Origin of the sequence: Enterococcus sp. AZ011 (assembly GCF_050548355.1) — a bacterium.
In the GTDB taxonomy this organism is placed as follows: domain Bacteria; phylum Bacillota; class Bacilli; order Lactobacillales; family Enterococcaceae; genus Enterococcus; species Enterococcus faecalis.
Map to the genome: position 1 here is coordinate 1659687 of NZ_CP172959.1, position 11973 is coordinate 1671659.

The following is an 11973-nucleotide window of genomic DNA, read 5'->3' on the forward strand; positions in this document are numbered from 1 at the left end:
TTACATTTCATTTTATTAAATAGTGAATAAATAAATTACTGCAGCTAATGAAGCCCCTAAGATAGGTCCCACAATTGGCACCCAAGAATAAGCCCAATCAGAATCACCTTTTGTTTTCACAGGAATAATTTGGTGCGCTAAACGAGGTCCTAAATCACGTGCAGGGTTAATTGCATAACCTGTAGGTCCGCCTAATGATAGACCTAGTCCTAAGACCAAAATCCCAACAAGCATTGGGTTAATGCCAGCCGCTAAGTCGTTTTGAGAAAAGGCTAGTAAACCAAAAACCAAGACAAATGTGCCGATAATTTCTGTTAAAACATTGGCTGGATAGTTACGGACAGCTGGACCAGTGGCGAAGGTTCCTAAAATAGCACCTTTGTCTTCTGTAATGTTCCAATGGGGTAAATAAGCTAACCAGACAACTAAACCACCAATAAAACCGCCTAGGACTTGAGCTACGATATAAGGTAAAACCATGCCCCATTCAAAGTTTCCAGTAATTGCCATCGCAACTGTTACAGCAGGATTTAAATGCGCTGGACTCATATACCCAGACATGTAAACAGCTAATGTAACAGCAGCGCCCCAACCTAAAGCAATAACGACCCAACCAGAAGCAAAGGCTTTGCTTTTCTTCAAGTTAACTGCGGCACAGACGCCATCCCCTAGTAAAACTAAAATCATCGTTCCGAAAAATTCACCGAATAATTGTGTCATCATCGAAGTTCCCATTTTTTCTTCACCCTACTTTCAAATTTTTTAAATCTGATTCTTCAATTACTTTTTCTAATGTTTCAATGTGTCGTGCTCTTTCTTCCGCTGTCCACTGATAATGCCGCGCCATTTCTTCAATGACTCCCGCTTTCACTTGGTCCAAACGATCACGCATAAATAATAAGTGGTTGGTCCGTCGCAATAAAAAGTCGACGGGTGTTAAAGCCATTTCTTCTTCCATCGCATAGTTTAAAGAGACAGTTTCTGTTAAGGTTAAACCAGGAATTACTTTGGCATCATCAATCATTTCAAAAACAGTTGGTACGTTGGAGCCATATAAATGAGCTAAGTATAGTGCATCCTTTTCACTTAACCCTTTAGACACGCCATGTTTTGCCAACGCTTCTAATTCTTCGTCTACCGTTGCAGGGTTCAATTTTCCGCCTGAAACTGGATAGTTTTTAGAATCAATTAAGGTGAATTCTTTCTGGTATTCTTCTGCTAAGATGGTTTGAATCATTTTCATCGCACCTTCTGCCATTTTACGATAATCTGTTAATTTCCCACCAGCCAAAGTGAGCAAGCCATCCGCTGATCTTTCCAATGAGCTGCCTCGAGAGACAGCTGAAGGATTGACTTTATTTTCCACCAAACTGTCTTCCAGATGGTTTAGGACTTCTTCAATTTCTCGTTTATCTGTTTGATTTTTTTGGTATCTGTCAACGACATCAATGACTTCATCAATACTTTTATCTGAAAGTTTGCCATTGTTTCCCCCATTATAATCTGAGCCACCGTTAGCAGAAATTAAAGGTCGTAAGCCAGCCCAGCTGGCTTCAATATCATTAATTGTCAATTGTACCTCTGGATAACGATTATTGACTACTTCCAATAGGTAATCCACATCACTTTGTTCTACTGTTGGATGTTGAAAGTCTCCATGGTAATCTGTATCCGTCGTCCCAAAATATGTTTTTTCTTCTCTTGGAACAACGAAGACCATGCGGCCATCTTGTTTACCTGTATCAAAATACGTTGGTTGAGGAACATTTAAACGGCTTTTGTCGACAACTAAATGAACCCCTTTAGTTGGACGCATTTGTGGTGTAAATGAATCATTTTTGTCTAAGCCTCTTAATTTATCTGACCAAGGACCAGTAGTATTAATCACAACATCTGCGTGAATCTCGAACTGTTCGTCAGTTAGTAGGTCCTTAGCTTGAATACCAGTAATTTTCCCTTCATCATTGTATAAAAAGCCCACCGCTTGAACCCGACTCACAGCATGCGCCCCGTCAGCTACTGCTTGTTTAATATTTTCAATAACTAAACGAGCATCATTATTTCGGTAATCTAAATAAACACCGCCACCTTGTAAACCTTCACTTTTTAGTTGTGGCTCACGTGCCAAAACCTCTTCTTTTGTTAACAAATAGTTGGCGTACTTGGTACCTGTTACATCAGCTAACTGATCATATAAATCCATTGCTATTTTGACAGAAAATAGATTAAATGTTGCATTTGGCTCATCATAAATTGGCAATAACATGGGATCCGCTTTAGGGATGTGTGGCGCAATGGATTGAACGACGGCTCGTTCTTTCACTGTATCTGCTACCACCTCCACGTCAAACGTTTTCAAATAGCGGATACCACCATGAACTAATTTGGTTGATCGTGAAGAGGTGCCCTCTGCGAAATCCTGCATTTCAATTAACCCTGTCTTCATTTTAGCGGCACTGGCTTGCAGGGCAACCCCTGCGCCAGTAATGCCACCACCAATAATTAAGACATCTAAGTGTTGTGTTTTTAAAGCGTCGATTGATTGTCGGCGTGTTTCTATTGAGAAAGTCATAGAAAATTCCCCTTTTCCATTTACTTATTTTTACGTTTGAATTGTTGGGTAGCTGCTACTGCTTGTTGCCAACCTTCATATAAATCTTCTCGTTCTTCTTCCGCCATAATTGGTTCAAATTGTTGTCCTTCTTCTTGGAATGCTTTGATTTCTTCTAAGTCTTTCCAGAAGCCAACCGCTAAGCCCGCCAAGAAAGCTGCGCCTAAGGCCGTTGTTTCTAAGTTATGGGCTCTTTGAACAGCAGTGTTTAAAATATCTGCTTGGAATTGCATCAAGAAATCATTGTTTGCTGCTCCACCGTCTACTTTTAAGACAGGAATGTCTATGCCTGTATCTTCTTTCATCGTGTCAATAATGTCACGAACTTGATACGCAACTGCTTGAAGTGTCGCTTTGACAAAATCTTCTCTCGTGGTACCGCGTGTTAATCCAAAGACAGCCCCACGCGCTTGTGAATCCCAATATGGTGCGCCCAAACCAGTGAATGCCGGAACCACATAAACTTCATTGTGCCCTGTTGACGCTTTGGCTACTGCTTCAGATTCAGCAGCCGTTTGCAACATTTTTAAGCCATCTCGTAACCATTGAATCGCTGAACCAGCCACGAAGATACTTCCTTCCAAGGCATAATATACTTTGCCGTTAATGCCATAGCCAATAGTGGTAAGCAGATTATTTTTAGAAAGTTGAGGTTCTTCGCCAGTGTTCATGACAATAAATGAGCCTGTTCCATAGGTATTTTTAACCATCCCAGGTTCAAAGGCCATTTGACCAAATAAGGCGGCTTGTTGGTCACCAGCCATCCCAGCGATAGGAACTTCACTTCCGTAAAAATGGTAATTTTTTGTTAATCCATACACTTCAGAGTTCGAAACGACTTTCGGTAACATCACTCGTGGGATATTTAAAAGATCCAAAATTTCTTGATCCCAATCTAAATCATGGATATTAAACAACATCGTCCGGCTTGCATTTGAATAATCAGTGACATGAGTATCTCCCGTTAATTTCCAAACGAGCCAAGTGTCAATTGTTCCAAACATCAATTCTCCATTTTCTGCACGTTCTTGCGCACCTTCTACGTGATCTAAGATCCAACGAACCTTCGTTGCTGAGAAATAAGCATCAATGATTAACCCAGTTTTTTCATGAATCATTTCGCTGTAGCCATCTTCTTTTAGTTGATCAGCAATAGGTGTCGTTTGGCGTGATTGCCAAACAATTGCGTTATAAATGGGTAACCCAGTTGCTTTGTCCCAAACAACGGTTGTTTCCCGTTGGTTTGTAATCCCAATTCCGGCAATATCTGTAGGTTTCACTCCTGACTCAATTAAAGAACCTGCAATAACGGATTGAACAGAATTCCAAATTTCATTGGCATTATGTTCCACCCAGCCTGCATTAGGAAAATATTGAGTAAATTCCTTTTGTGAACTACCAATTTTGTTTCCTTTTTTATCAAAAATAATTGCACGAGAACTAGTCGTTCCTTGATCAATCGCCATAATGTATTTTTCTTCTGCCATGATAATTCCTCCTAAACGTTTTTGAAATCGTTTTCTTTATGTCCCTATCTTACAAATAAAAGAATAACTAAACATGTCAAAAACTTTTTTTATTTTAAAAAAATTGAAAGGATTTCTACTAAAACCAACAAAGACAACGCTTTCAATAATACTTTTATTATCTCTAATTTTTCAATAAAAAGAAACATTTTTGTTTAAAAAAGCCTAATTTTCGACTTTTAGTTGTAAAAAGGCTGGTGCGAGGATCAGACAATTTCCGTCACACCAACCTTTTGTTTATTTCTCCCGCAAGGTGCGTATTTTCTTTTTTAATTGTTGCACATCATAGGTCGAACTTAATTCTGACAAAACATAGACTTCCGGTGTTCCTTGATAGCTCGTTTGCTGATAATTGGTCACAATTAAATCATATGTTTGTTCAGGCTGATACCTCTCCACCAGTGTGCCATTCATATTTTTAAGACTAAGCATTAATACTTGTGTTAACGCCGCTTGATAAAGAGCATCCATTGCTAAATGAATTCCAATTTTTATTTCACCAATCATTTTAAATTCAATTAATGCCAACACGCTTAAATATTTGACCAGAGAAAGTTCATGCAAACTATCTCCTGGTTGATACGTTTCATCAAAACAAGCTAAAGCTTTTTCTAATAACGTTGTTGAAAAAGAAGCTAATTCCCGACTAGATAATTGCTGTTCTTTTTCCCAGATATGGGCCCGATCAAAAACTTCCAATTCTCCTTTAAAAAAATACAGTTTTCCATGAATTTGTGAAAAATAGTAAGCCATGGTTTTCTCAAGAGTAGGTTCAAATTTATGGGGCCGATAATACAAGACCACATTTTCCAAGATAAACGTATCAGCTAAAGAAACAGCGGAACGACGTCCCCGAATTAAGGAATATTCATCAAAAGCTGATTCTGGTAAGACCGACATTGTGATTAGAAAAACAAAATGAATCATGCTTTCTCCTTCGTCTAATTCTAATGAATAGCGACTAGAAAAACGGAAAAACAATTGTCGAACTTGCTTAAATAACGGATCTTCTTTAAAATCAATCATTTTCTTTCTCAATTGTTGATATTTTTTTGAAGTGACCGCTAGGCGCTTTTTCGTAATACTCAACCAAAGGCTAACTTTTAACGCATTATGTTCATTAAAAGTAAAACCTAAGCCAGTCTCAATCCCTTCAATTATCCGTTTATTTAACGGGGACATCGTTTTTTTCTGGTGTGTTTCATAGGGAGTAATATACCAATACAACTGAAAGTAAAAGTAACGAATCTGCAATTCTTCTCCCTGTAGTTGTCCATTTTTTATTTGCAAATCAAAGGCGGCTAACAATTGATTGAGTTCCTTAATCTTTCGAAATAAAGAAGACTCACTAATCATAAATTTAGTCGTTAATTGAACAATAGAAAACTCTTTATTACGATATAAATAATCTAAAAGTTGAAATTTAAGAGACTCTTTTACAAATGCTTCAATTAAATGATTCAACGAAAAAAAATCCGATAAGGTGATTGATAGCTGTTGGCCATCATAAGTAAGCTGACAATCCTGTCCAAAAGGTTTCAAAAAATAATGTAAATCCTCTAAGTCTTTTTCAAAGGAGGCTTTTGTGACCGCTAAGAATGCTGTTAAATCAGAGACTGAGCAGGTGCCGCCTGCTAAGATGGTTTGTTGCACCGTTAATAATTGTCGCATCGCTTTCTTTTCTAATAACGTCTCAACTTTCATCGTTCTCTCTCCAATAAGCCGAAGCACCCATCAAATTTGTAATATCATAAATATTGGTTAAGGAAGGTTGATAAAAATAATCTTTTTGTAATAGGTCTGTCAGTGTCTGACCTGTTTGGATACTTAATGCTAACGTATTTATTTTTTCTAAACAATTGTTTTTTGAACAAAGCTGTGCCCCAAGGACCCGTTGCGTCACTTTATCATAGATTAATTTGCCTAAAATTTCTGTCCCATGTTGTAGAGGCGGCGCTGGCTGTCTAACAATTACGGAAGCAAGTGTTTGCGGAAAAAATAAACCTTCCGTTTCAGTTAGACCTGTACTAGCAAGATAATAGTCCCCCACTTTTGTTCCCATTGTTCGTAAAGAACCAATGAATCGGTGTGTTTTTTCTTCTAAATTGTTGGCGACTACTAAGCCAGTTCGTACCGCATTGTTCACTAACGGAGCATAAAAAGTTTCCGCGACTGGTTCATTCATAACTGAAATGCAATCTCCGATGGCAAAAACATTTGGCACTGAAGTTTGTAAATAAGCATCCACCGCGATTGTCTGATCCAGATTTCGTTGAATTTTTTTATCCAAATAGGCTAATTGAGGATGTAAGTTTAAAGCAAAAATCCCACTGTCACAAGAAATTTCCTGCTCGCTTGTTTCAAGAACAATACCATTTGCTGTTTCTTCAATTCCTAGGACCGTTTCTTCAAAATGGAAAATTACTGCTTGTTTTTCCAAAGATTTTTGAACTTCTGCGACCATTTCTTTATCAAAATATTTAGGCAATAGATTTTCCAAGCTTTCAAAGACATGGACCGTTTTCTTCATTTTCACAAGAAAATCAATAGCTTCCATTCCAATGGGTCCTGCACCAATGACAGCTACTGTCTGGCTTTTTTCCAGTAATGGAACAGCCGCTAAAGCACCTGATAAAAATTTATATTTGAGTAGTTTTTCTGTTTGACTACCACGAATTTGCGTGGAAAACTGGCTTGCGCCTGTCGCTAGAATCAATTTATCATAAGAATACCACTGTTGCTCTTCCTTTTGTGCCCAAGCAATCAATTGGTTCTCAACATCCATTGCCACGACTTCTCTATTTAAAAGCAACTGAATCTTTTGACGACGTAATTCCTCTTCCGTTATGTAACGTGCTTCGTGTAATTCATTGATGGTATGATTAAAATACGCACTTAAGCCACCAGATAAATACCCCACTGTTGCTTGCTTGTCAATTAAAGAAATTTCTGCTTGGGGATATTTTTTCCTTGAAGCAATTGCTGCGGAAATACCTGCGAATGATGCACCAATAATCACAATTTTCATTTGTTTCCTCCTCTGTCAGGACCTATTATACTTCTCTCAGTTTATCATGATTAAAAAGAATGCTAAAGCAACAACTATAGTTTTCCCTTAAAATAATTATTTTTGCTGAGCGCATTGCTTTTCAAGCACTTTCATTTTCATTTATAATAAATGTTACTACTGTTTGAGGAGGAGTTTTCATGTCTGCAACAAAAGAGCAATTGGAACTATTTTTATTTTATTTATCTGAAACCCATACAAAAAGTTTATCTTTACATGACTTAGTTACAAGTCGACCACGCCCAGAAGAAGCGCGTATTTTATTAAATATTAACGAGGTTTTCACTTACTATCATAGCGCTCGTGTTCTCTACACAAGTATTCCTGCTCTTGAAAACAACAAGTCTGAGCCTTTTTTCCAAGCCTTCGAAAATTTTTATTTTGAATTAAAACAACATTTTTTCAATGAAGAAGATGAAACCAATCAATTGAATGAACGTCTAGAGGAAATGAAAATTGCCTTTGAACAATTGACGGATGACTACAATGTTCTATAATAGAAGAGAACAATTCGTTGAGAAGGGGTCCTTATGAAGCAAGAAGAAGTGATTGAACGTTTAAAAGAAGAACTAAATTTGCCATTTTTTAATGGCACGCTAGAAGAAAAGAACTATTCTGAAGCAGATTATCAACAAATCAAGAAAGAGTTAATTCAATACTTTGATGATTATGTGCGAAATGTTGAAAATTAACAAGCTAAAACAACCTTTGATTTTAATAAAATCAAAGGTTGTTTTATTATTAAATAAAAAAATAACAAAAAAAACCACCGGCAGTTTTGCCGATGGAAAAGGAGTATTTACTCAATAAGAGTAAAATGAAAAATAAAAAGGTTGTTGTTGGTATGAATTAATAATACAATACACTTTCTCTTTTGTCCATAAAAAAGACATGAAAAAAATATTAAATTCGTTAGTTATTTTTATTAGTTTTTTATTTTTTCAAAAGAATGTTGCTCATCCGCGTAATGGCAAAGGTTAATTCATCCGTTGCTTGATCCTGCTTTTCCTCTGAAGCATTAAATAAATCTGCATCAATACCTGTTTCTGGATCTGTTGCTAAAATCATTTCATTGCATCCTGCTACATATTCTGTATAAGCATGTTGAAATTTTTTGTGAATGCCAAGTACTTGTGGCGTCGGTTTTAATGTTCCGACTTTTTTGAGCATTAATTCATATTTTTCAGTACCTTCTTTAAATTTTGCTTGAATTTCTGCAATTCGTTCGGCTGTTAAATCATTCACTTTATTCTTATCGATCGCTTGACGAACTTCTTCGTAATATGGATTCATGACTTCGCCAATGTCTTCTGTTGTTTTAACGATATCATTAATTGTTTGAACGTAAAATCCTAAATTTGGTCTCATAACCATCCCTCTTTTCCCTTTTCTCTTTCACTCCATTTTACACTTTTTCTATTCCATCTGACAAGTGGCACTTTTTCAGTCTTCATTCTTTTGATTCTTAACAGAGAAAACATAGTGAGGCATCGTTTTGCCATGGTATGTTTTAATGTATCGATCCCTAACAAGCATCTGGTTTCGAATAGCGACATTCATAGAGGCTAAGTTCGTATCACGAATCGTTGAAATAACTTCTGGAAAATTTAATACATCGAATGCGTATTGCTTTGTCGCTGCGGCAGCTTCAATCGCATACCCTTTGTGCCATTCTTTCACACATAAATGATAACCAATTTCTGGATAGCTCTTACCTTTTACTAATTGATTGGTGAGACCACACTCGCCGATGACTTCGCCTGTTCGTTTCTTCTCTAACGCCCATAAGCCGTAGCCGTATTCTTGATAGGACTGTAAGTTCCACTTTAGCCAGTTTGCAACCTCTTCATCAGAAAAAGCGTGTTCATAGGCATACATCACATTTTCATCTTGCAAAAATTTTTTCAATTCCGCTTCATCTTCCGACTGCCATTCTCTGACAATAAGTCGTTGTGTTTCGAAAATAATTTTCCGTTTCAAGCCCTTTCACTCCTTACATAAAGAAAAATTGACTGGTTTAAGTACCAGCCAATTTTCTTTTCTTATTTATTAAGCACCTTTACCTGCTTTACGTTGGAAGAACTTCACAATTTCCACAATTGGGATGATAGCAAAAGAAGTACCTGCTACAATTGCCCATTGATATGCATCTAAATGTGTGACGCTGAATAAATCATTAAATCCTGGAATAACAATCGTTGCAGCTAATAGCAAGAACGAAACAAGAATCCCATAGTTAAATGATTTGTTGCGGAATAAGCCAACTTTGAAAATTGATTGATAAATCGACTTCACATTAAAGGCATGGAACAATTGAATTAATCCCAAAGTAGCGAAGGCCATGGTTAAAGCATCGCCGTGTTGTAAATCATACAACGCTTGCGCCGATAAGTTTGTGTTAGCTGCGGTATGTGCTGGGAACATAATTGACATTTTGTACACAATCAAAGTCAATGCCCCTTGCGTAATCCCTTGGTAAACAACACTGCTTAAAACGCCGCCAGAGAAGAAGTTCGATTTTTTACCACGAGGTTCATGGCTCATCACATCACGTTCTGCTGGTTCCACACCTAACGCAATCGCTGGGAAAGTATCCGTTACTAAGTTAATCCACAATAAGTGAACAGGTAACAAGGTATCCCAATTGAGCATTGTTGCAATAAACAAGGTTAATACTTCCCCTAAGTTAGCTGAAAGTAAATATTGAATCGTTTTTTGGATATTTGAGAAAACTTTACGTCCTTCTTCTACTGCCACAATAATTGTTGAAAAGTTATCATCGGCAAGGACCATATCTGAAGCACCTTTTGATACTTCTGTTCCGGTAATTCCCATACCAATCCCGATGTCAGCAGCTTTTAAGGCTGGGGCATCATTTACGCCATCACCAGTCATCGCAACCACTTTTCCTTCTTGTTGCCACGCTTTAACAATCCGAACCTTGTGTTCTGGTGAAACACGAGCATAGACAGAGTAGTGTCCCACGACTTGTGCGAATTTTTCATCTGACAATTCATTTAATTCAGCGCCTGTAATGACTGCATCGTCGTCACCTTCTTTGATGATGCCTAAACGTGCCGCAATTGCTTCTGCTGTATCACGGTGGTCACCCGTAATCATAATTGGACGAATACCCGCTTCTTTCGCGACTTTTACAGCATCTGCAGCTTCTTTTCTTTCTGGGTCAATCATACCGACTAAACCAGCAAATGTTAAATCTTTTTCCACAAGTTCAGAACTCATTTCGGCTGGAATCGTCTCAACATATTTATAAGCCATTCCTAAAACACGTAGGGCTTGTTTCGCTAATGAGGTGTTTGTTTTCAAAATTTCTTGACGTTTTGTTTCATCTAATGGACTTGTTTCTCCATTTGATAAGATTTCCGTACAACGTTTCAATAATTCATCTGGTGCACCTTTGACAGAAACTAGGAAGCCACCTGTTTTTAATTCATGAACAGTAGTCATTAATTTACGATCAGAGTCAAAAGGAATCTCTGCCACACGAGGTTCAGCTGCTACTTTTTCGGTTACGTTAAACGCATGATCTAAACCAAATTGTACTAAGGCAGTTTCTGTTGGGTCACCAATTAATGAACCATCTTGAGCGATTTTTGTATCATTCGTAAAGTTCATGATTTTTAAAGCCATATTATCGGCAGGGATTTCTGTGGAAGCAGATAACACTTGACCATCTGTATACAACGCTTCAACGGTCATTTGATTTAAGGTTAACGTACCTGTTTTATCTGAACAGATAATGTCTGTACTTCCTAATGTTTCAACGGCTGGTAACTTACGGACAATCGCATTTTTCTTGGCCATTTTTTGGGTACCTAAAGCCAAAATAATCGTGACAATCGCTGGTAATCCTTCTGGAATTGCCGCTACAGCTAACGAAATTGACGTTAATAACATGTCAATCCATGAACGACCATTCATCATTCCTACCACAAACATCACCGCTGCAATGACTAAAATGGCAATTGTTAACATTTTACCCAATTGGTTTAAGTTTTGTTTTAAAGGCGTTTCCGTTTCTTGTTCGCTTGCTAGCATGCCAGCAATTTTACCGACTTCTGTATTCATTCCTGTGCCAACCACAACGCCAAGACCACGTCCATACGTCACATTACTATTGGAATAAGCCATATTGATTCGGTCACCGATACCAATATCGGTTCCCTCTAAGATGGTTACTTCTTTTTCAACTGGAACAGATTCACCGGTTAACGCTGCTTCTTCAATTTTTAAGCTATTCGCTTCTAATAAACGTAAATCAGCTGGAACGACATCCCCTGCTTCTAATAAAACAATGTCACCTGGCACTAATTCATCGCTTTTAACAGTAATGACGTGTCCATCACGGCGAACATTCGCATTTGGTGAAGACATTTCTTTTAATGCTTCAATGGCTTGTTCCGCTTTAGCTTCTTGGATGACCCCAAAGATGGCGTTCAAGATAACAACCACTAAGATGATAATCGAGTCTACCACATCATGGGAAAAGACGGCTGAAATGACCGCTGCCGCTAATAAAACAATAATCATAAAATCTTTGAATTGCTCAAAAAATTTCACGGCAAGTGATTTTTTCTTCCCTTCATCTAGCACATTTTCCCCGTACGTTTCTAAACGCTTTTGAGCCTCCTGTGCACTTAATCCATCAGTTGTTGTGTTCATTTTCTCCAAAACAACTGTGTCGTCTTGTGCGTAAAACGCTTCAGACAATTGTGTTTTCTTTTCTTCTGACATGTTCTTCCTCCTCT

10 protein-coding genes are annotated in these 11973 nt (G+C 37.7%); 2 read left to right on the plus strand and 8 right to left on the minus strand.

Features of this window, described 5'->3' with window-relative positions; translation table 11 throughout:
- Window positions 1–15 precede the first annotated feature (15 nt).
- The 5 genes from IGL36_RS08040 to IGL36_RS08060 form a co-directional block, all read right to left on the minus strand.
- On the minus strand, window positions 16–735 hold the full coding sequence (locus IGL36_RS08040; protein ID WP_002357140.1) for an MIP/aquaporin family protein: 720 nt from the start codon (window positions 733–735) through the stop codon (window positions 16–18).
- Window positions 736–742: 7 nt separating this feature from the next.
- Window positions 743–2572, minus strand: coding sequence for a type 1 glycerol-3-phosphate oxidase (glpO, locus tag IGL36_RS08045; protein WP_002398451.1), 1830 nt, complete (start codon window positions 2570–2572; stop codon window positions 743–745).
- Window positions 2573–2592: 20 nt separating this feature from the next.
- Window positions 2593–4098 carry a glycerol kinase GlpK gene (glpK, locus tag IGL36_RS08050; protein ID WP_002357138.1) on the minus strand — a complete coding sequence of 502 codons (1506 nt, stop codon included), beginning with the start codon at window positions 4096–4098 and terminating at the stop codon, window positions 2593–2595.
- A 276-nt stretch (window positions 4099–4374) separates the two neighbouring features.
- Window positions 4375–5841, minus strand: coding sequence for a helix-turn-helix domain-containing protein (locus IGL36_RS08055; protein ID WP_002385844.1), 1467 nt, complete (start codon window positions 5839–5841; stop codon window positions 4375–4377).
- The gene (locus IGL36_RS08060; protein WP_002398453.1) at window positions 5831–7165 is read right to left on the minus strand and encodes an FAD-dependent oxidoreductase; all 1335 of its coding nucleotides are present in this window, start codon (window positions 7163–7165) and stop codon (window positions 5831–5833) included. Before IGL36_RS08060 ends, IGL36_RS08055 begins: the two co-directional genes overlap by 11 nt.
- 179 nt (window positions 7166–7344) lie before the next feature.
- Here IGL36_RS08060 and IGL36_RS08065 point away from each other — a divergent pair, with 179 nt between their 5' ends.
- Both IGL36_RS08065 and IGL36_RS08070 read left to right on the plus strand, forming a co-directional pair.
- Window positions 7345–7701, plus strand: coding sequence for a hypothetical protein (locus IGL36_RS08065; RefSeq protein ID WP_430609050.1), 357 nt, complete (start codon window positions 7345–7347; stop codon window positions 7699–7701).
- Window positions 7702–7734: 33 nt separating this feature from the next.
- A complete protein-coding gene (locus IGL36_RS08070) occupies window positions 7735–7896 on the plus strand; it encodes a hypothetical protein (protein WP_002357133.1) in 162 nt (53 codons plus the stop codon).
- Between the two features lie 241 nt (window positions 7897–8137).
- Here the strand turns inward: IGL36_RS08070 and IGL36_RS08075 are convergent, their stop codons facing one another.
- The 3 genes from IGL36_RS08075 to IGL36_RS08085 all read right to left on the minus strand — a co-directional run bounded on the left by IGL36_RS08075 (window position 8138) and on the right by IGL36_RS08085 (window position 11959).
- On the minus strand, window positions 8138–8578 hold the full coding sequence (locus IGL36_RS08075; protein ID WP_002385841.1) for a hypothetical protein: 441 nt from the start codon (window positions 8576–8578) through the stop codon (window positions 8138–8140).
- Between the two features lie 69 nt (window positions 8579–8647).
- The gene (locus tag IGL36_RS08080) at window positions 8648–9184 is read right to left on the minus strand and encodes a GNAT family N-acetyltransferase (protein ID WP_002398454.1); all 537 of its coding nucleotides are present in this window, start codon (window positions 9182–9184) and stop codon (window positions 8648–8650) included.
- 69 nt (window positions 9185–9253) lie between these two features.
- The gene (locus tag IGL36_RS08085; RefSeq protein WP_002377094.1) at window positions 9254–11959 is read right to left on the minus strand and encodes a cation-translocating P-type ATPase; all 2706 of its coding nucleotides are present in this window, start codon (window positions 11957–11959) and stop codon (window positions 9254–9256) included.
- Window positions 11960–11973: the final 14 nt, after the last annotated feature.

What these genes read in the sequence shown, in the direction of transcription:
- IGL36_RS08040 (WP_002357140.1), bottom strand. Translation starts at nt 735, where the DNA reads ATGGGAACTTCGATGATGACACAATTATTCGGTGAATTTTTCGGAACG.
- glpO (WP_002398451.1), bottom strand. Translation starts at nt 2,572, where the DNA reads ATGACTTTCTCAATAGAAACACGCCGACAATCAATCGACGCTTTAAAA.
- glpK (WP_002357138.1), bottom strand. Translation starts at nt 4,098, where the DNA reads ATGGCAGAAGAAAAATACATTATGGCGATTGATCAAGGAACGACTAGT.
- IGL36_RS08055 (WP_002385844.1), bottom strand. Translation starts at nt 5,841, where the DNA reads ATGAAAGTTGAGACGTTATTAGAAAAGAAAGCGATGCGACAATTATTA.
- IGL36_RS08060 (WP_002398453.1), bottom strand. Translation starts at nt 7,165, where the DNA reads ATGAAAATTGTGATTATTGGTGCATCATTCGCAGGTATTTCCGCAGCA.
- IGL36_RS08065 (WP_430609050.1), top strand. Translation starts at nt 7,345, where the DNA reads ATGTCTGCAACAAAAGAGCAATTGGAACTATTTTTATTTTATTTATCT.
- IGL36_RS08070 (WP_002357133.1), top strand. Translation starts at nt 7,735, where the DNA reads ATGAAGCAAGAAGAAGTGATTGAACGTTTAAAAGAAGAACTAAATTTG.
- IGL36_RS08075 (WP_002385841.1), bottom strand. Translation starts at nt 8,578, where the DNA reads ATGGTTATGAGACCAAATTTAGGATTTTACGTTCAAACAATTAATGAT.
- IGL36_RS08085 (WP_002377094.1), bottom strand. Translation starts at nt 11,959, where the DNA reads ATGTCAGAAGAAAAGAAAACACAATTGTCTGAAGCGTTTTACGCACAA.